Genomic DNA, 22,083 nt, shown 5'->3' on the forward strand with positions numbered 1-22,083 from the left:
CTGGCTTCGCTTCTTCCCGGCGGCGTGAAGCGCTGCGCGTTGGCAGCGGAAGCGGCGCTTTACTGCGCGCCGGATCCGCCCTGCACGATCTTCTCGTTCAGCTTCTGGTCCACGGTGTCGACCGTGCGGTCGATCTCGGGATTGGGCACGCCGAGCTGGTGCGAGATCAGCTTCACCAAGAGGTCGACACGCTCGATGAAGGGCGCGCCGCCCGCGACCGCGCGTGCGGCCGATGACGGCTTGAGCAGGCTCTCGGCGGCCTTGGCGTATTTGCCGAACGGCACCTGATCCTGCTGATCGGCGCCGAGCTTGCGCGCGATCGCGTCGACATGATCGTAGATCGTCTGCGAGCGCTTCAGATCGCCATGCACGGCGTCGCGGATCGACTGCGGCTCGTTCGGCGTGATGCAGCGGTAATTTCCGGTCAGCAGCATCGACCATTTGGCCAGCGGCACGAACAGCGAGTCGAACACTTTCAGCTTCACCGGCACGTCGTGGCCGTCGAGCGTCACCGCGTCGATGTCGGCCTCCAGCTCGCGCAGCACCTTGTTGTGCTTCTCGTCGGCGAACACCGACGCCTTGAAGTTGGTGGGCAGGCCGACATGCAGCACGTTGGCGGCTTCTTCCGGCGGGCGGAATGCCTGCGGATCGGGCGAGCACAGCGTCACCAGGCCGGGCTCGAACCGCTCCCAAACCTGCGCATTGGTGTAGGCCTCTTCCAGATCCATGTCCGCGAGCGCCGGAATGCGCTTGAGGTAAGGCAGCGGCGGCATGTTCATGATCGACAGGCACGGCAGCTTTGCCGCGGCGATCTTGACCATGAGCATGCGGACGGTGTGGTTGGTGTATTGCGGCTCCTGCATCGCAAGGCCGACCAGATCGTAGCGCGAGAGGTCGACATTCTGCGGCGTCACGGCGTCGAGCTTGCCGGGCAGGTCGCGCGAGAAGATCGCCCGGTGCACCGCCTCGTCGCGCAGCTTGATGCGCACCTCGGTACCTTCGCGGTTGATCAGCTCCGCGGTCTTGGCGCGGCAGACCAGGGTCACATTGTGCCCGGCCATCAGCAGCTTTGTGCCCAGCAGAGATCCGTAAGAAGCTCCGAGAATCAATATGTTACGCGCCATGCTCCGTCCCCTGAAATGTCTGTGATTGTTGGTGCTCCGGGCGTTATCCGCGAGCGAGTTGCCGGCATGTAAAGCGAAGTCCGGGGGGATGGCAACTGGGATAATGCATACAAGGGAGCGCTCGCACGATTGCGAAGCTCTGGTGTCCGGGCCGGAACCTTCCATGGAGGTCGATTTCCGGACATCGAGTCCCCGGCTGCGTCGGCGCTGGACAAACGCCGGCAAGGCTGGCCCCGTGATTGCGGACGCAGCGAAGCACTCGAAATCTCTCAGCGGAAGCTTCGCTGCGCGCGCAATGGTGCCGGGAAATTAATGAGGGGATCGCGCGGGTCTTCCGAAGAAACGCACGACCGCGAAGCGATCCGCAGGCTCAGCCCATAAGACTCGCTCGGGAATGCGCGCGGCTAGCCCTGGCTTGCCATTCGTGCGCGATCGAGATGCTCCTCGATCTTCGGGCGGTCACGCGTGCGCTCGAAGCTGGTGCACAGCAGCTCGGTTTCCTCGAGCGAGATCGGAGCGCGATAGAGCCGGCACATGAACTCGGCGCTCGCACGTCCCTTGCCCGTGCCCGGGCCGCGTTCGGCGAGAAACATGCAATCGCGGCAAACACTGGCATCGAGTCGTTGATGTGCTGCGTCGAGGTGGTTGAGGACCTCGCGCAGCGAGTCGCGCAGCTTGACGCATTCGTCGTTGCCGAGCCCTCTGACGGCGTTCACCACGTGATTGATCGGGTCGTGCTGGCTCAGGCACTTCTCGCCCTGGGCGGTGACGTGCAGGACGACGGAACGCTTGTCCTCCTGCGACGGCTTGCGCACCAGAAAGGACTTGCTCTCCAGCGTCTTCACGATTTGCGATGCAGTCGCTCTTGTGGCGCCGATGAAGCCGGCGAGCGCGGAGGGCGTGCGCGAAAACCTGTTGGCGCGGCCGAGAAAGCGCAGCGCCATCCATTCCCGATCGCGCAATCCATGCTGGTTGCCTTCGAAATACCAAGCCCTCGCCGCCTGAACCAGCAGCTCGACGGCTTCTCGTGCCAATGGCATGAACCTACCTCGTCCCCGGAACTTCGTCGGCGGCGTCCCGAAGCCGCTTTGCGTTGTGCCCCGCGAATCCTCCGAAAGACATCGAACGGTTGCAGCCGTTCGGCGCGCAAATCGTGTCGAGCTCTCCTTCGAAGGAACGAATTGCGGCGCGCCCGATCGGAAGCGATGGGGTTCGCGTGCTGCGAAGTGAGACACTGCGGCGTTGGCATGCCAACGGCGTCGTCACACGGGAGCCCGGTTCGCCGTCGCCAGCAGACGATGGATCGGAATAGTTCAACCGAAGCCCCTGAGTTCAAGTCACACGCAGACGTTTCTTATATTCCGCCGAAACGATGAATGAGCTTCTCAACAAAATCAAGTAGAGACCCTCGCGAGCCCCAGATGTCGTTGCATGCGAATGTAACGTTCAAGACAATCTTGCTCGTCGGGACACATGATAGTGAATGCAATACGTTGTGCGGCGAACGACATGCACTCGGTTCTGCGCCACTTTGATTGCACCTCATCTTGCTGTCTGTGTTCCGACGCAAATTGATCGAAGCTTGTGCAGACCGACGATGTGGATCGCCACGTCATCCACAACTTGTGCGGGGTGTCGGAGAATCGCTGAGGGAACTCGCAGGAATTGCACGCGCCGGTTGTCGATCGCCACGCTCCCGCAATCGCTGATTCCTGCGCTCCGGACGCAACCTTCCGTCTCTCCCCGAATGGTGGAGGGGTCACGGCGGAAACCTGCGGGCACCCGCAAAGCGGGCGGACGTCGCACGCTTGCGGCCCGGCGAGCTGCTAGTCGCCCCGCAGCATGTCCCGGAGCTCGCGGAACGGGTCGGCGCTCGGCGGAGCCGAAGCGTCCTGCCGCATCGCGCTGTAGATTCTCGGGACCATGTCGACCGCCTGATCGAGCCCCGAATCACGCCCCGGCTGATAGCCGCCCATCAGACGAAGATCGCGGGTGTCCTCGTATTTGGCGATCATGGAGCGCAGCTTGCTCACCAATTCGCGCTCCTCGGGGTCCCAGACGTTGTGGGCGAGACGGGACACCGAGGCCAGAACGTCGACGGCCGGATAGCGCGCCTGGTCGGCGATGTGCCGGGAGAGCACGATGTGTCCATCAAGCGTGCTGCGGATGGTGTCGGCGATCGGCTCGTTGTGATCGTCGCCGTCGACCAGCACGGAGAAGATCCCTGTGATCGTGCCGGAGCCTTCCTCACCGGGGCCGGCGCGCTCCAGAAGGCGCGGCAGATCGGTGAAGACCGTCGGTGCATAGCCGCGCGCCACCGCCGGCTCGCCGGCGGCGAGCGCGACCTCGCGGGCGGCGTGGGCGAAACGGGTGATCGAATCGACCATGAGCAGGACCGATTCGCCGCGGTCGCGGAAATATTCGGCGACCGCCATGGCCGTCTTCGGCGCCAGCCGCCGCATCATCGGGCTCTCGTCTCCCGTCGACACGATGGTGACGGCGCGCTGACGATCGTTACCCAGCACGTCCTCGATGAACTCGCGCACCTCGCGGCCGCGCTCGCCGACCAGGGCCAGCACCACGGTGTCGAAACCCTGGCTGCGGGCGAGCATCGCGAGCAGCGTCGATTTGCCGACGCCGGAGCCGGCAAAGATGCCGACGCGCTGGCCGGCGCAGATCGGTGCGAACAGGTCGATGACGCGCACGCCGGTGCGCAGCGGCTTGTGCACGCGTGCGCGCTTCATGGCCGACGGCGCCTCGGCCTCCGCGGAGACTGCCTGGGATCCCGGGGTGAGGGGGCCGAGGCCGTCGAGCGGCGCACCGAGGGCGTTGATGACGCGGCCCTTCCAGCTCGGATCGGGCGCAAAGGACAGAGGCGGCATCCGGTACGCGACCGAGCCGAGGCCGCCGGCGAATTGCCGGTCGAACGGCTTGGCAACGATGCCGTCGCTGTCGATCCGCACCACTTCGCCGATCTGGGCCTTGCCGCCCGAATTGACGCCGATCAGCTCGCCGAGCCTGACGAAGCGCGACAGGCCGGAGACACGAAAATGCGTCGGTGCGATCTCGGAGATCGCGCCGCTGACGCTTGCCAGGGGAGTGTTCTGCTGAAGCTCCAGCAGCGCCCACTCGAGTTGCCGAAGAGCGTTCAAGGTATCAGTCCAACCTCAATCCGAGTGCGCGCGAGGCGCCTTACTTGCCGGGTTCGCCCAGCGTCCGAATAGCGTTCTGAAGCGAGCCCTCGGTGCCCTCGATCATCGAGTTGGTGCCGTCGAAGGCGCGCGAGGCGGCGATCAGCTTGGTCAATTCCATCATCGGATTGGCCCCGGAGCCCTCGACATAGCCCTGCTTGAAGCCGTCGCGCGAGAAATCGGCGATGGCTGTGGCGGGTCGGTCCGGCGTGACGCCGGAATTGCCGTAGCGCTCGAGATTGGCATCGGCCGGGATGTTGAACAGGCCCAGGGTGCCGATCTCGTTGTTGTCCTGGGTGATCGCACCGCTGCGCGCGATCGAGATAGGTCCGCCGTTGGGATCGAGCGTGATCTGCGCGCCGCCGGAATCGACGACCGGGAAGCCGGTCACGGTCTGAAGATCGCCGTTGGCGGCGATCTGGAGCCGGCCGTCCCGGGTATAGACCGTGCCGTTTGGGCCGGCGAAGGCGATCCAGCCCTGGCCGACCACGGCGACGTCGAGCGGGTTGCCGCTCTCGGTGATGTTGCCCTGCTCGCGCGAGATGATGTTGTCGCCCGGCGAGGAGAAGGCAACCGGGTTCGGACCGGCCTTGGACAGCACGGTCTCGAATTTCACCACGTCGGTGCGGAACGCCGCCGTGTTGACGTTGGCGACGTTGTTGGCGATCGTCTGGAGGCGCTTTTCGAGGGCGACCTGGGCCGACAGACCCACATAGAGGGCCGATTGCATGGCTTACCTGTTGAACCTGATGTTCTGAAGAGTCGCGAGCATGTTGCTATCCATGCTGGCCGAGGATGCACCGCCGATCAGGACCAGGGCCGAATTGGTCGAGCTGTCGCTCTGGGCCTGGGTCGCGTCCCACATCGCCGCAAAGCGCTGCACGAATTTGGTGACCTTGGCCGGGTCCTGGAAGTCGGTGAGCTTGACCCTGTTGGTGATCATCTTGGCCTGGGCGTCGATGTTGGCCGCGCTGATCGTCGAGGGCAGGCCCAGCGCGGTCTGAACCACCTGCGTCAGCGCCTTGTCCGCGAGGACCTGGTAGGCGGTCGTGATCGTGGAGGCCTTGCGGGTGAAATACAGCGCCAGCCGCAGACCCTCGTTCTGGTCGCCGGCCTTCTGCTCCATCGTCTGCGTGACATAGTGGGTTGCCGTTCCGGTCGTAGCCAGCGTGGTCTTGGTCGCGTTGGCGCCGAGCGCGGCGAAATTGAAGGCAGTGGCGAATTCGCGGTAACGCGTGTCGGTCAGCTTGTTGGCGAAGGCGTCCTTGCTCGCGACCCCCTCGGTCAGGACCTTGCGCATGAACGCCTTGGCGTAGGTCATGTCGCTGAGGCCGTAGGCCTTCATCGCGTAGGAATAGAGGCGATAGTCCTTCAGGAAGTCGTCGATCGTCTTGACGTTGCCGATATGGCTGAGGAAGTAATCGGTCTCGCGGCTGACGTCCGGCTGCGTCGCGACCTGCGTCAGCGACTTGCCCGTGTCCTTGGTCAGCCTGGTGTAGTCCGCGATGGTGGATAGCATGACACGCGCCCCTCTGGCCGCTGTTGCGACGCCGCCCCAAACTGCCGCCGATTGCTTGCGCGGGGCTGGCGAGGCAGGAAGCCAGCTTCGCGCAAGGCTCGCCGACTAGATATTCCCGATGGGATCGGCGATGGAGCGGCGCGTTGGGCAGTTTCGTGGGGGTTTTCATCACGGTAGCGGCGCTGCTCGGTGGATTTGCCGCCATGGGCGGCCACCTGGGCGTGCTGATGCAGCCGTGGGAATTCGTGATCATCATGGGAACCGCGGTCGGCACCTTCATCGTGGCCAATCCGTGGAAGACGGTCGTGGACACCGGCGTCGCCTGCATGCAGGCCATCACCGGCGCGGTGCCGGGCCAGCGTTACTACCTTGATCTGCTCGGGGCGCTCCACGCCCTGATGCGCGAGCTGCGCGGCAAGGGCCGCAACGAGGTCGAGGCGCATATCGACGATCCCGCCTCCTCCGAGATCTTCAAGGCGTTTCCGAGCGTGCTCGGAGATCCCTCGCTGCTCCAGTTCATCTGCGACTATGTCCGCCTCATCATCATGGGCAATGCGCGCACCCACGAGATCGAGGCGCTGATGGACGAGGAGATCCACACCATCGTGAAGGGCAAGCTGGCGCCCTATCATGCGCTGGTCACGGTCTCCGAGGCGCTGCCGGCGCTCGGCATCGTCGCCGCCGTGCTCGGCGTCATCAAGGCGATGGGCGCGCTCGACCAGTCCCCGAAGCTGCTGGGCGGCTTCATCGGCGCGGCCCTGGTCGGCACCTTCGCCGGCATCTTCCTGTCCTATGGCGTGCTTTCGCCCTTCGCGATCAAGATCAAGATGACGCGCGAGAAGAAGTGCCGCCCCTACATCATCGTCAAGCAGACGCTGCTGGCCTTCATGAACGGTGCCATGCCGCAGATCGCCGTCGAGCACGGCCGCAAGATGATCGCGAGCAGCGAGCGGCCCTCGATCGACGTCGTCGAGAACGAGACGATCGCGGGTCCCAAGGCCGTCGTGTCCGATGCTGAACCGAAGGCGGCCCGCGCATGATGATGGAAGACGACGTCGGCGTCGATCAGAAGAAGCAGCTCCCCAACTACCTGCTGGACGCTGCCGGCATCTCGATCGAACGCATGCCGATGCTCAATGTGATCTTCGATCGCATGGCGGCATCGTGCACCGACAGCCTGCAGCCGATGGCCGGAACGCCGTGCTATTTCTCGGTCAACGGCATCACCAACGATCCGCTAGGCGACATCATCAAGGACTACGAGGGCAACGCGGTCGCCGCGGTGCTCTATGCCGAGCAGTGGGATTCGCGCGTCATCATCATGCTGGACCGCGACTTCGTGTTCACGATGGTCGAGGCGATGTTCGGATCCGACGGCGCGGAACCGCCGCTCGATGTCGAACGCACCTTCTCGAACATCGAGATCCGGCTGGTCCAGGCGCTGTTCGAGCGGTTCGCCAAGGCGCTGCAATCCGCGTTTGCCGGCACCTCCAACGTCACCTTCCGCGTGGAGCGGGTCGAGACGGCGATGGCGTCGCTGGCGATCGGTCGCGCCAGCAACATGTCGATCTGCGCGAACATGATGGTGCAGGCGCTCTACCGCGGCGGCCAGATGTTCCTGATCATTCCGCATTCCGCGCTCAACCCGCTGAGGCAGAAGCTTGCAACCGTCACCGCCAGCGACGGCCGCACCACCGATCCGCGTTGGCGCGAGCAGATGGAGAGCGAGGTCAACCGTACCGAGGTGACACTGAGCGCCGTGCTGGACGAGAAGATGATCTCGCTCGAGGACGTCGTGAAATTCAAGGTCGGGCAGGTGCTGGAGCTGGAGGCCACGCCGCGCACGCTGGCCCGCCTCGAGAGCAACAATCAGGTGCTGTTCTGGTGTCAGATCGGCCAGCTTGATGGCTATTACGCCATGCAGGTGGCCGATCCCGTCGACCAGAAACGGGAGTTCGTCGATGATATCCTATCTCGTTGATGCCGTGCTGCTGATCGCACTTGCCTTCACCAGCATGCGGGTGACCAAGATGCACCGCGAGCTGGCGCGTCTGCGCAGCTACCAGGGCGAATTCTCCACCATCGTCCACGAGACGGCGGGCGCTTTCGACACGGTCATCACCGCGGCGCATGATTCCACCGCCAATCTCGGGCGGCTCGCCAACGTGCTGAGCACCAAGATCGACCAGGCCCATGAGGCGATCGCGGCGCTCGATGCCCGCAGCGGGCTCGCGCCGGCTGCGACCGCCGGCGGCGCCGAGGTGAACAAGCACTGAAGCCGAAGCCGGCAGAACCAATACGAGCGGAACGCGAGCGCGCTCCGGGAGCGAAAATACCAAGAGGCGATACCAGATGGCGCAATCCTTCGACTATGACTCTGCCACGCGAGCTGCCGCCGACGAGGGGCATGGCGACACGACCCCGCTGGAGCGGCTCGCGGAAATCGCCGCGCGCACGGCGGAAGAGAGCGGCAAGTTCGCCAACGTCGATGCGATCCTGCGCATTCCCGTCACCATGCAGGTGGTGCTGGGATCGGCGACCATCCCGGTCGCCAACCTCATGAAGCTCGGTCGCGGCGCCGTGGTTCCGCTCGACCACCGGGTCGGCGAGCCCGTCGACGTCGTCGTCAACGGCCGCATCGTCGCGCGCGGCGAGGTGGTCGTCGTCGAAGAGGACAATTCCCGCTTCGGCGTCTCGCTCACGGAGATTGTCGGACCGCTGGGGCAGGGCGATAGCTGACCATGGCTGCACAGGTCGGCATCGCTCCCGTCAAGCAGCGAGGCGTTGCCACGCTGGGCGGAACGGAAAAGGTCGCCGCGCTCCTGCTGGCCATGGGCCGGCAGGCGGCCGCGAGCGTGCTCTCGCAGTTCGAGCCGCAGGAAATCCGCGTCGTCACCAAGGCTGCGGCGGAGCTGCGGCCGATCACGGCGCAGGAGCTAGAGGGAATCGTCGAGGAATTCGCCCAGCAGTTCTCGATGGGCGCCAACATTCTCGGCACCATCGGCGGCCTGGAGGCCGTGCTCGGCGACGTGCTTCCGGCCGACCAGGTCTCGGCGATCATGACCGACCTGCTCGGCAATTCCAGCCGGTCGGTGTGGGATCGCGTCTCGTCGGTGTCGGAAAACTCGCTGGCGACCTACCTCTCCAAGGAGCATCCGCAGACCGCGGCGCTGATCCTGTCCAAGGTCAAGCCGTCCTGTGCCGCCAAGGTGATGAGCCAGTTGCCCTCGAGCCTGCGCAACGAATTGATGCGGCGCGTGCTCAGCCTCAAGCCGATCGTCGACGACGCGATGAAGGTGCTCGAGAAGACGCTGCACGAGGACCTGACGCTCAATTTCGCCCGCAATCTCGGCGCCGACACCTACGCCCGTGTCGCCGACATCATCAACAAGATGGAGCGTGGCCATATCGAGGACATGCTCAAGAGCCTGTCGGAGAAGCGGCCGAAGTCGGCCGAAGTATTGAAGGAGCTGCTGTTCACCTTCGACGACGTGACCAATTTGACGCCGAAGGCGCGCACCATGATCTTCGACCAGGTGCCGACCGATCGCATCGTCATCGCACTGAAGGGCACCGACAAGCACTTCCGGGAGCTGATCCTGTCCTCGGTCGCATCGCGCGTCCGCCGCGTCGTCGAGCACGAGCTCGCCATCGGCGAGCCCTCGAACCAGCGCGACGTGCTGGAGGCCCGGCGCGTGATCACCGATCTCGCGCTCGACCTCGCGGAGAAGGGTGAAATCGAGCTCAACCCCGAGCAGGAGGATGAGCTGGTCTTCCGCTGACCGCTGAACGTGCATGGCAGAATCATCCGATCAGGAGAGCAAAACAGAAGAGCCGACCGAGAAGAAAGTCCGTGATGCGCTCGAACAGGGCAAAATCCCGGTCTCTCGGGAGGCTTCCATGTTCGCCTCGATGGCCGCGCTGCTGGTCATCATGGCGTTCCTGATCGGTCAGGGCGTGCAGCAATTGACGCCGACCTTGACGAGCCTGCTCGACGATCCGGAAGGCTTCCCGCTCTCCACCGGCGCGGACGCGCAGAACCTGCTCACCGTGGTCGGCCTGCAGGCACTGCGTTTCCTGGTGCCGCTGGTCGTCATCCTCATGGTTTTCGGACTCGCCTCCTCACTGCTGCAAAACGCGCCGCGCTTCGTGCTGGAGCGCATCAAGCCGGAATTGTCGCGGATCTCTCCGATCGGCGGCTGGAGCCGGCTGTTCGGAACGCGGGGCCTCGTCGAGTTCGCCAAGTCGCTGTTCAAGCTGGCTGCGGTGACCTCCGTGGTCGTCTTCGTGCTGCGCGCGTCGGAGGCGAAGGCATTCGAGGCGATGTACACCGATCCGGTCGCGCTGCCGGAGATGATCCTCAACATCGCGATGCGGATCGTCTCGGCGATCTGTATCGCCACCATCGTGCTGGTCGCGATCGATCTCGCCTGGGCGCGCTTCCACTGGCGGCGCGAGCTGCGCATGACCAAGCAGGAAATCAAAGACGAGCACAAGCAGGCCGAGGGCGACCCGCTGGTCAAGGCGCGCCTGCGCTCGCTGGCGCGCGACCGCTCGCGGCAACGCATGATCGCCTCCGCTGCGCGCGCGACGCTGGTGATTGCGAACCCGACGCACTTCGCGATCGCGCTGCGCTACCAGCGCGAGGAGAACCCCGCGCCGCTCGTCGTGGCCAAGGGCATGGACGTGATCGCGCTGAAGATCCGCGAGGTCGCCGAGCAGAACCGGATCCCCGTCATCGAGAACAAGGCGCTGGCGCGCGCACTCTACGAGGCGGTGCAGGTCGATCAGGTGATCCCGGCGGAATTCTTCCGCCCCGTCGCCGAGATCATCTACTTCCTGCAGTCGAAGCAGGCGCCGCGAACCGAGAAAGTTCAGTAGAATTCCGAGGACGGCGTCCGGCCCAACAGCTTGACGAAAGCTTAACGCCCTAGGCTTCCCCCAACGGACAATAACGGGGCTGTCGTGGGACCGCTTTATCTCTTCGAACTCGCATCGTCGCAGGCGCGCTACCTCGAGCTCCGCCAGTCGACCATCGCCACCAACGTCGCCAACGCCAACACGCCGGGCTTCAGGGCGCGCGACGTCGAGCCCTTCAACAAGATCCTCGACGGCATGCCGGTGAGGCTCGCCACGACGTCGCCGTCGCACATGCAGCTGTCTCCGGCCGAGACCGACACGCGCGCGACCGCGAAGAAGGACAGCTGGGAAGTGGTTCACTCCGGCAACTCCGTCAGCCTTGAGCAGGAAATGATCAAGGGCAGCGACGTCAATCGCGATTATTCGATGAATTCGGCGATCGTGCGGTCGTTCCACCGCATGGTCCTGGCCGGCGCGAAAGCCTGAGGTGAATTGACATGCTGGACTCACTGAGCGCCTCTCTGACTGTTGCAAGCTCCGGGCTCGAAGCGCAGTCGACGCGCATGCGCATCGTCTCGGAGAACCTCGCGAACGCGACCTCGACCGGGCGCACCGCGGGCGCCGATCCCTATCAGCGCAAGACGATCACCTTCGACGCCGCGATGGACCGTGCGTCGGGCTCGCAGCTTGCGAAGGTCAAGGAGATCGGCGTCGACACCACGCCGTACCGCGTCGAGTACGATCCCGGGCATCCCGCCGCCGACAAGGCCGGCTACGTCAAGCTGCCGAACGTCAACATGATGATCGAGATGGCCGACATGCGGGAAGTCAACCGGTCCTATGAGGCCAACCTCCAGGTCGTGAAACAGGTGAGGTCGATGCTCGGTATGACCATCGACCTGCTAAGGAGCTGACAATGCTTGAGGCGATTTCATCCACGGCGATCTCCGCAGGGCAGGTCGCGACGCGCGCGACCGAGACGCAGGCCATCTCGCCCGCGGTGACAGCTCCGATCCAGGCCGGCGACGATGTCGGCTTCGAATCGGTCATGAAGCAGGTGACGACCGACGCGATCGGAACGCTGAAGGCGGGCGAAGCGGCGTCGATCTCGGCGATGCAAGGCAAGGAATCGACCCGCAAGGTCGTGGAGGCGCTGATGTCGGCCGAGCAGGCCCTGCAGACGGCGGTCGCGGTCCGCGACAAGGTCGTGCAGGCCTATCAAGAAGTCGTCCGGATGTCGATTTGATCTGAAGGAGTGGGTTAAGTGAAATCGCTTGCCATTGCGGCCACGGGCATGAACGCCCAGCAGACCAACATCGAAGTGATCGCGAACAACATCGCGAACATCAACTCGACGTCGTACAAGCGTGCGCGCGCGGAGTTCACCGACCTGTTCTATCAGATGGACCGCATGCAGGGCGTCGCCAACGTCAACGGCTCCTCGCCTATACCGGAGGGCGCCAATCTCGGCCTCGGCGTCAAGTCGGCGGCGATCCGCAAGCTGCACATCCAGGGCGCGCTGACGCAGACCGGCAATCCCTACGACATGGCGATCAACGGCCGCGGCTGGTTTCAGGTGCTCGGCCCCAACAACGAGGTGCAGTACACCCGTGCGGGCTCGTTCAACACCAATGCCAACGGCCAGCTCGTCACGATCGACGGCTACCTGCTGGACCCCGCGATCACGGTGCCGCAGGGAACGGTCGAGGTCACGGTCAACGCCACCGGCCAGGTGTTTGCCAAGCTCGACACGGAAGTGAACCCGCGGCAGATCGGCCAGCTCAACCTCGCCAATTTCGCCAACGAGGCGGGCCTGGAGCCGCTGGGCGGCAATCTCTACAAGGAGACCACGGCGTCGGGCACGCCGGTCGTCGGCCTGCCCGGCGATTCCGGCTACGGCAAGATCAACCAGAAATATCTCGAAGCCTCGAACGTCGATCCGGTCAAGGAAATCACCGAGTTGATCTCGGCGCAGCGCGCCTACGAAATGAATGCCAAGGTCATCCAGGCCTCGGATGAAATGGCCCAGACCGTCTCGAAGGGCTTGCGCTAGTTCCGGTGTCTCGATGTTGAACAGGGTGGGCTTGATCGTGCGCGGGTTGGCCGCCGTGCTGCTGATTCTGGCCTCGGTGCGCAGCGCCGTGGCCGAGGAGAAGCGGCTTCCGGTGCCGGCGGTTTCGATCCGCGCCGGCGAGCTGATCCGGGACGACATGATCACCGAGCGTGCCTTCGCCCCGAGCCTGCTCGGCGTTGCCATGTTCATCGAAGGTCGCCAGGTCCTGGTCGGCCGCATGGCGCGGCGCGCGCTGTTGCCGGGTCAGCCCATTCCCAGCAATGCGGTGGAGGATCCCTGGACCGTTGCCCGCGGCGCCATGGTCAAGGTCGTGGTGGAAGACAGCGGTCTGTCCATCGTCACCTACGGCGCGGCGATGCAGTCCGGCGCGGCCGGGGCGCTCATCCCGGTGCGCAATACCGACACCGGCGTGATCATCAGGGCCGTCGTCCAGCCGGACGGCACCGTCAAGGTCATGGACGGGTCATGACCAGGATCCTCCTTGCGCTCATCCTGCTGCTGTCGGCCGCCAGCGCCCACGCCGCCGTCCGCATCAAGGACATCGCGGACATCAAGGGCCTGCGCGAGAACCAGATCGTCGGCTACGGCCTCGTCATCGGCCTCAACGGCACCGGCGATACGCTTCGCAACGCTCCCTTCACGGAGCAGTCCCTGCAATCGATGCTCGAGAACATGGGCATCAATGTCAGGAACGAGACCACGAGCACAACCAATCCGCCGCGACCGACCACGCTGCGTACCCGCAACGTCGCGGCCGTGATGGTGACCGCGGACCTGACGCCCTCGATCGGGCCCGGCGAGCGCATGGACGTCACCGTGTCCTCGCTTGGCGACGCAACTTCGCTGCTCGGCGGCACGCTGGTGATGACCTCGCTGCGCGCGGCGGACGGCGCCGTCTATGCGGTGGCGCAGGGCGCGATCGTGGTCGCCGGTTACAGCGTCGGCGGCCAGGCGCAGAATGTCAGCCAGGGCACGCCGACGGCCGGGCGCATTCCGAACGGCGCGCTGGTCGAGCGCGAGGTGCATGGAAGTCTCCATGAGATGGAGTTCCTGGTGCTGCAGCTCAAGAATCCGGACTTCGTCACTGCAACGCGCATCCTCGACGCCATCAACCGCTTTGCCGGCGGACGTTACCGCGCGCAGATCGCTTTCGAGCGCGACTACCGCACCATCGTGCTGTCGAAGCCGCGTCACATCGGCCCGGTGCGATTCCTCGCCGAGATCGGCGAGCTGACGGTCGAGCCGGACACGCCGGCACGGGTGGTGATCAACGAACGCACCGGCACGGTGGTGATCGGGCGCGACGTGCGGATATCGACCGTTGCGGTCACGCACGGCAATCTGACGGTTCGTGTCACCGAGATGCCCGTGGTTTCGCAGCCGGCGCCGTTCTCGCGGGGACAGACGGTCGTCGTGCCCCAGACCGTGGTCGAGGCCAACGAGGCCGGATCGCAGGTGGCGATCCTCAGCGGGGTCGATCTGCAGCGGCTGGTGCGCGGGCTGAACCAGATCGGCCTCAAGCCGTCGGGCATCATCGCCATCCTCCAGGCGATCAAGACGGCTGGCGCGCTCCAGGCCGACGTCATCGTGCAATGATGCACAAGCGTCGTGCAAGCTTGGTCGCTCAATGCTCAGGTCTCGACCGAGAATCGCACGCGGCCCGATGCTGAAGCTGGATCACAAAGCCAAACTCCTCCTGCTGGTCGCGGCATCCCTGCTCGCGAGCACGTCGATCGTGCTCGCCCTGGACGAGGCCAAGCCGTCGAAGCCGCTCAATTTGCTCTCTTTCGCGCGCGCCCGCGCAGCCGGACCGCAGAAGCCGCAGCCGGCCCCGGCGGCGCCAAGCGGCAGCGCGTCGGTCCAGGCGACCGCGTGGGCCGCCGAGGACTCCGGCCCGGCGGTCACTGGCGCGGTGCCTGCTTCCGAGACGCCAGCACCAGCACCTGTCCGTCCGGCCAAGCCCGGCAGCGTCACGGCGCCGTCGAAGCCGGCACCGCCGCAGGCGGCAGCGTCCACCGAAAACGAGGTCGCGCTGTTCTGCAGCAACGTCGCCGATCCCGCTGCCGATGCGCGGCTGGCCTGGCAGCTCAAGGAGCTGCAAAAGGCCGAGAACCTGCTGCGCGAGCGGATCGCCGAGGTGGAAGCCAAGCGCGCCGAATACGAGCAGTGGATGGCGCTGCGCGACGACTTCCTGAAGAAGGCCGAAGCGAGCGTCGTCGAGATCTATTCGCGCATGAAGCCCGACGCTGCGGCGACCCAGATTGCCGGCATGGCGGACGAGACGGCCGCCGCCGTGCTCGCCAAGCTCAGCCCGAGGAGCTCGAGCGCGATCTTCAACGAGATGGATACGGCACGCGCGGCACACCTCGCCGATTTGCTCGGCGGGATGCGTCGCGTGGACGACGGAAAGACCAAATAGATGAAGAAGCCGATCCTCATCCTCCCGCTCGTCCTGACATCCGTGCTGCTGGCCGGATGCTTGCATGATCCGGCCGAGATCCTGACCGGCCCGCAAATGTCGCCGGTCGGCAGCGGCCTCCGGACCCAGGCCGAACCGATCCCGGTTACGCCGCGCATGCGTACGCCCGTCAGCTATCGCTCGACCTGGGACGACGGCACCGATCTCTACCGCGATCCGCGCGCCCGGCGCACCGGCGACGTCGTGACGGTGATCATCTCGATGCAGGACAAAGCCAAGCTCGACAACAAGACCGGCCGCTCGCGCGACTCGCAGGTCAAGTTCGGGCTCGACTGGCTGATGGACGTCGCCGGATGGCAGGACAAGGGCTCGACCAACGCCAATCTCAGCACCAACACCCAGATCAAGGGTAACGGCCAGATCGACCGCACCGAGGACATCAAGCTCTCGATCGCCGCTATCGTCACCGACGTGTTGCCGAACGGCAATATGATGATCAGCGGCTCGCAGGAATTTCGCGTCAACACGGAGATGCGCGTGCTCAACGTCGGCGGCATCGTGCGTCCACGCGATATCTCGCGCACCAACACGATCTCCTACGAGAAGATCGCAGAGGCGCGCGTGTCTTACGGCGGTCGCGGAAATCTGTCTGACGTGCAGCAGCCTGGATGGGGACATCGGATCTATGACGCCGTTGCACCATTCTGAAGTTCGCGCCGGCCGGGCCGGGCGAGGGCAGGGGACGTCATGCGCCTGATCGCCGCCATCGTGGTGCTGACCCTTGTCGCGATCGGTGCGGGCGCGCTGGCCGGCCTGCATCTGTTTGCGACCGCCGAGCGCGTTGCCGACGCGAAGAAGAGCGCGACCCCGCCGCCGATCGCGTCGAGCTACGCCGGCAGCGCGCGCTTGCGGAAACTGTCTCCGATCGTGACCAATCTCGGCGCGCCCGCCAACAATTGGGCCCGCATCGAAGCCTCCATGGTGACCGAGAGCATGAACGACGAGGAGGCCGGCATCCTGGCCGCTCATATCAGCGAGGACATCGTCACTTACCTGAGGTCGGCGTCAGTCGCGCAGTTCGAGGGATCGCGCGGGCTCCAGCATCTGCGCGACGACCTCACCGAGCGCGCCAATATCCGCTCGTCGGGCAAGATCCGTGAATTGATCATTGAGACCCTGGTGATCCAGTGAGAGTGAGAGTCCTGCTGCTCGCGTTGGTCCTGGTGGTGCTGCCCGAAGTGGCGCTCGCCCAGATCCCGGATCTCAACTCGCTGCTGCCGCCCGGAAACGGTTCGACCAGCGGCCGCATCATCCAGCTGATGGCCCTGATCACGGTGCTGTCGGTGGCGCCGGGGCTGCTCATCATGGTGACGAGCTTCACGCGGTTTGCGGTGGCGCTGTCGTTCCTGCGCGCGGGGCTCGGCCTGCAGACCACACCGGCCAATCTGGTGCTGATCAGCCTGGCGCTGTTCATGACCTTCTACGTGATGGCGCCGACCTTTGATCGCGCCTGGGAGACCGGCGTTCAGCCGCTGATGAAGAACGAGATCTCGGAAGAGCAGGCCTATCTGAAGATCACCGATCCGTTCCGCGAGTTCATGCTGGCCCATGTCCGCGACAAGGATCTGCAGACCTTCGAGTCGCTCGCCGCGGAGAGCTTCCGCAAGAAGTTCGACGACAAGCGCGTCGATCTGCGCGTCATCATCCCGGCCTTCATGATCTCCGAGCTGAGGCGCTCGTTCGAGATCGGATTCCTCATCATCCTGCCGTTCCTCGTCATCGACATGATCGTGGCAACGCTGACGATGTCGATGGGCATGATGATGATGCCGCCGACCATCCTCGCGCTGCCGTTCAAGATGCTGTTCTTCGTGCTGATCGACGGCTGGAATCTGCTCGCCTCGGGGCTGGTGCGCTCGTTCTCGTAATGGGCGGGGGGTGCCTGGCACCCCGTCATGGTTAGCGAAAAGTACCGCGCTATGGTTAGCGGTGGGTAATATTAACCATCTGATATCGCTGAAGAATTCAAGCCGATCTTAATCCGGAAGCAAGATTCGGCGTGTTAGCAATGCGGCACGGCGGGTTGGACCCCACCCACAGCAGTCCAAAGGCATGATGCCGCCCCTCCGTACCGGTGCAAGTCCGGTATGTCCCCTGATGAAAATGTAACGCGTACATAAAGGGACATTCGCAATGTCAAGCCTGCTCACGAACTCGTCCGCCATGACCGCGCTCCAGACCCTGCGGTCTGTCAGCTCGCAACTCTCCACCACGCAGAGCCGGATCTCCACCGGTCAGCGCGTGGCCACGGCGGCGGACAACGCCGCCTACTGGTCGATCGCGACCTCGATGCGCGCCGATAACGCCGCGCTCTCCGCCGTCTCCGACTCGCTCGGTCTGTCGGCCGCGACCGTCGACACCGAATACACCGCCCTGAACAAGGTGCTCGGCGACAGCAACTCGGGCCTGACCAAGCTGCAGTCGCTGCTGGTCGAAGCCAAGACCGCCGGTATCGATCGCACCAAGATCCAGTCGGAAATCACCCAGATCCAGCAGGACATGAAGAACGTCGCCAGCGCAGCGACCTTCAACGGCGTCAACTGGCTGAGCACGAACGCCTCCACGCCGACGACCGTCAACCTGGTGTCGTCGTTCTCGCGCGTCGGCTCGACGCCGACCACCAGCTCGATCACCGTGACCGTCGCCAACTACTCGCTCTACACCTCGTCGACGAACGGCATCCTCGACACGGTGAGCGGCAGCGCCTCGGTCGACAGCCTCAACATCGGTGCGCTGACCGACTCGGCCGCCGACCAGACGATTCTCGACGGCTACATCTCGAAGGTCACCGCGGCGATCGGCACGGTGTCTTCGGGCGCCGCCAACCTCGGCGCCATCAAGAACCGTATCTCGAACAACTCCGAGTTCGTGAAGTCGCTGATGGACTCGGTTGATCGCGGTATCGGCCAGCTCGTCGACGCCGACATGAACCAGGAGTCCACCCGCCTGGCGGCTCTCCAGGTGCAGCAGCAGCTCGGCGTTCAGGCGCTCTCGATCGCCAACAACAACAGCCAGAGCATCCTGTCGCTGTTCCGCTAAGTCGTAGACTCTCTGCGGAGGGCCGCGCTTCTCGCGAAGCGCGGCCCTTTCGTTTGGCGCGCGATGTTCTCGGCAGCTGTTGCGAAAGGATCACAGCGCCACAAGCCCCGCACAAGCTTCGCTCGCTAGTCTGGCCGTTACGACGGGTTGGGTTCACGCGCATTTCCGCAGCCCAAAGGCATGATGCCGCCCTGTCGTACCGGTGCAAGCCCGGTATGTCCCCATTCAATCTGTTTCCAAAGGGACATCAAAAATGGCTTCCAGCCTGCTTACCAACTCCGCCGCTATGACTGCGCTGCAGACCCTCCGGAATGTCAGCGCCAGCCTGCAGACCACCGAAAACCGCATCTCCACCGGCCAGCGCGTTTCGACCGCGTCGGACAACTCGGCCTATTGGTCGATCGCGACCTCGATGCGCGCCGACAACGCCGCGCTCTCCGCCGTCTCCGACTCGCTCGGTCTGTCGGCTGCGACGGTCGACACCGAATACACCGCCCTGAACAAGGTCATCGGCGACCAGAACTCCGGCCTGACCAAGCTGCAGGCGTTGCTGGTCGAAGCCAAGACCGCCGGCATCGACCGCACCAAGATCCAGGCTGAAATCACCCAGATCCAGCAGGACATGAAGAACGTCGCCAACGCGGCGACCTTCAACGGTGTCAACTGGCTCAGCACCAACGCCTCCACGCCGACCACCGTCAACCTGGTGTCGTCGTTCTCGCGCGTCGGCGGCACGCCGACGATCAACACCATCACGGTCACGGTTGCCAACTACTCGCTCTATACGTCGTCCACGAGCGGCATCCTCGACACGGTGAGCGGCACCGCTTCGATCGATACCATCAGCATCGGTGCGCTGACCGACTCGGCAGCTCACCAGACCATCCTCGACGGCTACATCGCGCAGGTCACCACCGCGATCAACACGGTCAGCCAGTCGGCCGCCAACCTCGGCGCCATCAAGAACCGCATCTCGAACAACACGGAATTCGTGAAGTCGCTGATGGACTCGGTGGATCGTGGTATCGGCCAGCTCGTCGACGCCGACATGAACGCGGAATCGACCAGGCTCCAGGCGTTGCAGACCCAGCAGCAGCTCGGCGTTCAGGCGCTCTCGATCGCCAACCAGAACAGCCAGAGCATCCTGTCGCTGTTCCGCGGCTAAGCGGCGCTTTCGAAAACGACCGTGCTCCCTTAAGGGAGCACGGTCCCCGCCGCGAGCGGCGGACCTAGCGGCACAAGACGTGCCCGTAATCGGCCTCAACGCCAGATCTCATACGGTACGCCGCGACCGACCGCACCACGATGCGCCCGGGGGCGTCCGCGCGTTGCCGAACGGCCGACTGCGTCTCCAAGCCTCTTGTAAATTTGCAACGCCGTGCCTGCGAACTGACACAATCGCGTCCTCGCGCAACCTTCAGACAAGGTTGGCAGCGGAGTGTCCTCTACGTTCGCATTGGTACGAGGTCATATGCTGTTCAGTCGTGCGCAGATACAGCAACTGCTCAACAATCTGCTGGAGCTTGGGCCGCGACGCCTGATGGCCTTGGGACTGATCGGCTTCGCCGTTCTCGTCACCGTCGTCGGCGGCGCGTATTATTTGAGCCGTCCCGAATTCGAGACTCTCTATACCGGCCTCACCCGCGAAGACGTGACGCGCATGGGCGCGGCGCTGCGCGAGCAGAACATCACCTTCGACGTCAATACGGCGGGCGATGCGCTCTCGGTGCGTCCGAGCCAGACCATGCAGGCGCGCATGCTGCTCGCCGAGAAGGGGCTGCCGACCAGTGCCAATTCCGGCTACGAGCTGTTCGACAAGATCGGTTCGCTTGGCCTGACCTCGTTCATGCAGGAAGTGACGAAGCTGCGCGCGCTGGAAGGTGAAATCGCGCGCACGGTTCAGTTGATGAAGGGCGTCAAGGCGGCGCGCGTGCATATCGTGCTGCCGGTGCGCGGCTCGTTCCGCGCGACGCAGCAGCCGCCTTCGGCTTCGGTCGTGCTGCGCACCGACGGCGCGATCGAAGCGCGCACGGCGCAGTCGATCCGCCATCTCGTCGCCGCCGCGATTCCGGGCATGAGCCGCGACAAGGTGACGGTGCTGGATGCCGACGGTTCGATGCTGCTCGCCGAAGAGGACGAGGCGAGCGCCGCCCCGACCAAGATGGCGAGCCTGCAGAAGACGGTCGGCGGCATGGTGCAGGAGAACATCCGCAAGGCGCTGACGCCCTATCTCGGCCTCGACAATTTCGAGGTCAGCGTCGCCCCGCAGCTCTCCACCGACAAGAAGCAGATCAACGAGACCGTGTACGATCCCGAGAGCCGTGCCGAGCGTTCGGTGCGGAACGTGCGCGAGAAGGAATCGTCGCAGAACGCCGACCGTTCGACCCCGACCACGGTGCAGCAGAACCTTCCCGATCAGCAGGTGAACGCCGGCGGCGGCAAGAATTCCAGCGAGGACAAGACCCGCCGCGAGGACGTCACCAATTTCGAAGTGTCGTCCAAGACCACCACGACGGTGAGCGACGGCTATTCGGTGAAGAAGCTCTTCATCGCCGTCCTGGTCAATCGCGCGCGGCTGGTCGCCGATCTCGGCGACAAGACCAACCAGGCCATCGTCGACAGCAAGCTCGCCGAGATCAGCCAGCTCGCGGCCACGGCCGGCGGACTGGACAAGACGCGCGGCGACCAGATCCAGGTCACGGCGGTCGACTTCATCGAAGGCTCGCGCGAGATGGCGCCGGTGCCGCCGATCAGCTTCGTCGAGATGATCAACAAGCAGCTCGGCAGCGTCATCAACGCCGTGACGATCCTGGCGGTTGCTTCGATGCTGGTCTGGTTCGGCTTGCGGCCGGCGGTCAACGGCATTCTGACCCATCGCGCGGAGCAGGAACAGGTGGAGGCCGCCGAGGCCGCCGAGCTCGAAGCCGCTGCGGCCCTTGCTCTGGCCGAGAGCAGCGACCCCGAGCTCAACCTCGTCGAGGACCTCGAAGGCAAGATGCAGCGCACGCCGCAGAAGCGGTTGGAACAGATCGTCCGGCTCGATCAGGCACAGGCGGCAGCGATCCTTAAAGACTGGATGCGACGCGAGGAGGCGGCATGAACGCGGCAATCGGAAAGCTCCTGACTCAGTTCGACGCGAACGGCCGGGCGAAGTCGCCACCACCTCCGCCGCCCAGGATCCAGGACGTGCTGACGCGGCCGAAGGAAGTCGTGCGCGAACAGCAACCGCAGCTGCAGGCTCCGCCGCAGCCCGCGCCCCAGCCCCAATCGCCGCCTCCGGCGCCGAAGGCGGAAGCGCCGCCAGCCAATCTGCTGGACGATGCCTACCGGCGCGGCCTTGCGGCCGGTGTCGCGGAAGGCGACGCCAAGCTTGCCGAGGAGCGCGTGCGCAGCGCGATCCGGCTCGGCGAGGAGCGCGCCAAATGGTCGGACCAGCAGGCGGTCGCGATCGTCAGCGGCTTCGAAGCGGCGTGCCGCGAGATCGAGACCAACATCGCAAGCTCCGTCGCGCGGATCCTGCTGCCGTTCCTCGCCGACGCGGTCCGCGACAAGGCGATCGGATCGCTGGTCGAGCAGATCGCGGCGCTGACCGGCAATTCGTCGGCGCCGGCCTTCAAGGTCACCGGCCCGAGCGAGCTGCTCGATCTCGTGAGAACCCAGCTCGAGGCGTCCCGGCGCACCGGCATCGCGTACGAGACGGCCGAAGCCGTCGAGGTCCGCGTCGTCGCCGATCAGACCGTGATCGAGACGCAGATCTCGGCCTGGAGCGAACGCCTGAAGGAAGCGCGCCGGTAATC

General features: G+C 64.8%; 25 protein-coding genes. 20 read left to right on the forward strand and 5 right to left on the reverse strand.

The window, feature by feature from the left end; translation table 11 throughout:
• Positions 1-59: 59 nt before the first annotated feature.
• From Q0743_RS15430 to Q0743_RS15450, 5 genes are all read right to left on the reverse strand, one after another.
• Positions 60-1,124: a ketopantoate reductase family protein gene (locus Q0743_RS15430; protein WP_298242379.1), complete on the reverse strand. Its 1,065-nt coding sequence runs from the start codon at positions 1,122-1,124 to the stop codon at positions 60-62.
• Between the two features lie 404 nt (positions 1,125-1,528).
• Positions 1,529-2,164 (reverse strand): MarR family transcriptional regulator, encoded by a 636-nt coding sequence (locus Q0743_RS15435; RefSeq protein ID WP_298242380.1) that lies wholly within the window; start codon positions 2,162-2,164, stop codon positions 1,529-1,531.
• Between the two features lie 786 nt (positions 2,165-2,950).
• The gene (gene fliI, locus Q0743_RS15440; RefSeq protein ID WP_298242381.1) at positions 2,951-4,276 is read right to left on the reverse strand and encodes a flagellar protein export ATPase FliI; all 1,326 of its coding nucleotides are present in this window, start codon (positions 4,274-4,276) and stop codon (positions 2,951-2,953) included.
• A 40-nt stretch (positions 4,277-4,316) separates the two neighbouring features.
• Positions 4,317-5,045, reverse strand: a complete 729-nt coding sequence (gene flgF / locus Q0743_RS15445) for a flagellar basal-body rod protein FlgF (protein WP_298242382.1) — start codon at positions 5,043-5,045, stop codon at positions 4,317-4,319.
• A 3-nt stretch (positions 5,046-5,048) separates the two neighbouring features.
• Positions 5,049-5,834, reverse strand: a complete 786-nt coding sequence (locus Q0743_RS15450; RefSeq protein ID WP_298242383.1) for a DUF1217 domain-containing protein — start codon at positions 5,832-5,834, stop codon at positions 5,049-5,051.
• Positions 5,835-5,977: 143 nt separating this feature from the next.
• Here Q0743_RS15450 and motA point away from each other — a divergent pair, with 143 nt between their 5' ends.
• The 20 genes from motA to Q0743_RS15550 all read left to right on the forward strand — a co-directional run bounded on the left by motA (position 5,978) and on the right by Q0743_RS15550 (position 22,081).
• Positions 5,978-6,874, forward strand: a complete 897-nt coding sequence (gene motA / locus Q0743_RS15455) for a flagellar motor stator protein MotA (RefSeq protein WP_097660210.1) — start codon at positions 5,978-5,980, stop codon at positions 6,872-6,874.
• Positions 6,874-7,815, forward strand: coding sequence for a flagellar motor switch protein FliM (locus Q0743_RS15460; protein ID WP_298242546.1), 942 nt, complete (start codon positions 6,874-6,876; stop codon positions 7,813-7,815). The genes motA and Q0743_RS15460 overlap by 1 nt, the downstream gene beginning before the upstream one ends.
• Complete coding sequence (locus tag Q0743_RS15465; protein ID WP_097660211.1) at positions 7,796-8,110, forward strand: hypothetical protein; 315 nt, start codon at positions 7,796-7,798, stop codon at positions 8,108-8,110. The genes Q0743_RS15460 and Q0743_RS15465 overlap by 20 nt, the downstream gene beginning before the upstream one ends.
• 76 nt (positions 8,111-8,186) lie before the next feature.
• Positions 8,187-8,573 carry a flagellar motor switch protein FliN gene (gene fliN, locus Q0743_RS15470; protein ID WP_298242384.1) on the forward strand — a complete coding sequence of 129 codons (387 nt, stop codon included), beginning with the start codon at positions 8,187-8,189 and terminating at the stop codon, positions 8,571-8,573.
• A 2-nt stretch (positions 8,574-8,575) separates the two neighbouring features.
• A complete protein-coding gene (locus tag Q0743_RS15475) occupies positions 8,576-9,616 on the forward strand; it encodes a flagellar motor switch protein FliG (RefSeq protein ID WP_097660213.1) in 1,041 nt (346 codons plus the stop codon).
• A gap of 13 nt (positions 9,617-9,629) precedes the next feature.
• Complete coding sequence (flhB, locus tag Q0743_RS15480; RefSeq protein ID WP_097660214.1) at positions 9,630-10,715, forward strand: flagellar biosynthesis protein FlhB; 1,086 nt, start codon at positions 9,630-9,632, stop codon at positions 10,713-10,715.
• A gap of 84 nt (positions 10,716-10,799) precedes the next feature.
• Positions 10,800-11,180, forward strand: a complete 381-nt coding sequence (gene flgB, locus Q0743_RS15485) for a flagellar basal body rod protein FlgB (RefSeq protein WP_298242385.1) — start codon at positions 10,800-10,802, stop codon at positions 11,178-11,180.
• Between the two features lie 11 nt (positions 11,181-11,191).
• Complete coding sequence (flgC, locus tag Q0743_RS15490) at positions 11,192-11,608, forward strand: flagellar basal body rod protein FlgC (RefSeq protein WP_100174722.1); 417 nt, start codon at positions 11,192-11,194, stop codon at positions 11,606-11,608.
• A 2-nt stretch (positions 11,609-11,610) separates the two neighbouring features.
• A complete protein-coding gene (locus Q0743_RS15495; RefSeq protein WP_298242386.1) occupies positions 11,611-11,940 on the forward strand; it encodes a flagellar hook-basal body complex protein FliE in 330 nt (109 codons plus the stop codon).
• A gap of 18 nt (positions 11,941-11,958) precedes the next feature.
• Complete coding sequence (gene flgG, locus Q0743_RS15500; RefSeq protein ID WP_298242387.1) at positions 11,959-12,747, forward strand: flagellar basal-body rod protein FlgG; 789 nt, start codon at positions 11,959-11,961, stop codon at positions 12,745-12,747.
• Positions 12,748-12,760: 13 nt separating this feature from the next.
• Complete coding sequence (gene flgA, locus Q0743_RS15505; RefSeq protein WP_298242388.1) at positions 12,761-13,237, forward strand: flagellar basal body P-ring formation chaperone FlgA; 477 nt, start codon at positions 12,761-12,763, stop codon at positions 13,235-13,237.
• On the forward strand, positions 13,234-14,364 hold the full coding sequence (flgI, locus tag Q0743_RS15510; RefSeq protein WP_298242389.1) for a flagellar basal body P-ring protein FlgI: 1,131 nt from the start codon (positions 13,234-13,236) through the stop codon (positions 14,362-14,364). The genes flgA and flgI overlap by 4 nt, the downstream gene beginning before the upstream one ends.
• A gap of 67 nt (positions 14,365-14,431) precedes the next feature.
• A complete protein-coding gene (locus tag Q0743_RS15515; RefSeq protein ID WP_298242390.1) occupies positions 14,432-15,187 on the forward strand; it encodes a hypothetical protein in 756 nt (251 codons plus the stop codon).
• Positions 15,188-15,895 (forward strand): flagellar basal body L-ring protein FlgH, encoded by a 708-nt coding sequence (gene flgH / locus Q0743_RS15520; protein WP_298242391.1) that lies wholly within the window; start codon positions 15,188-15,190, stop codon positions 15,893-15,895.
• A 39-nt stretch (positions 15,896-15,934) separates the two neighbouring features.
• Complete coding sequence (locus Q0743_RS15525) at positions 15,935-16,378, forward strand: flagellar basal body-associated FliL family protein (RefSeq protein ID WP_100174728.1); 444 nt, start codon at positions 15,935-15,937, stop codon at positions 16,376-16,378.
• Complete coding sequence (fliP, locus tag Q0743_RS15530; protein ID WP_097660223.1) at positions 16,375-17,115, forward strand: flagellar type III secretion system pore protein FliP; 741 nt, start codon at positions 16,375-16,377, stop codon at positions 17,113-17,115. The genes Q0743_RS15525 and fliP overlap by 4 nt, the downstream gene beginning before the upstream one ends.
• A gap of 265 nt (positions 17,116-17,380) precedes the next feature.
• The gene (locus tag Q0743_RS15535; protein WP_298242392.1) at positions 17,381-18,286 is read left to right on the forward strand and encodes a flagellin; all 906 of its coding nucleotides are present in this window, start codon (positions 17,381-17,383) and stop codon (positions 18,284-18,286) included.
• Positions 18,287-18,539: 253 nt separating this feature from the next.
• Positions 18,540-19,451, forward strand: coding sequence for a flagellin (locus tag Q0743_RS15540; protein ID WP_298242393.1), 912 nt, complete (start codon positions 18,540-18,542; stop codon positions 19,449-19,451).
• A gap of 306 nt (positions 19,452-19,757) precedes the next feature.
• Positions 19,758-21,386 carry a flagellar basal-body MS-ring/collar protein FliF gene (fliF, locus tag Q0743_RS15545; protein WP_298242394.1) on the forward strand — a complete coding sequence of 543 codons (1,629 nt, stop codon included), beginning with the start codon at positions 19,758-19,760 and terminating at the stop codon, positions 21,384-21,386.
• Positions 21,383-22,081 carry a hypothetical protein gene (locus Q0743_RS15550; protein ID WP_298242395.1) on the forward strand — a complete coding sequence of 233 codons (699 nt, stop codon included), beginning with the start codon at positions 21,383-21,385 and terminating at the stop codon, positions 22,079-22,081. Before fliF ends, Q0743_RS15550 begins: the two co-directional genes overlap by 4 nt.
• Positions 22,082-22,083: the final 2 nt, after the last annotated feature.

This window comes from uncultured Bradyrhizobium sp., assembly GCF_936943645.1.
GTDB lineage: Bacteria > Pseudomonadota > Alphaproteobacteria > Rhizobiales > Xanthobacteraceae > Bradyrhizobium.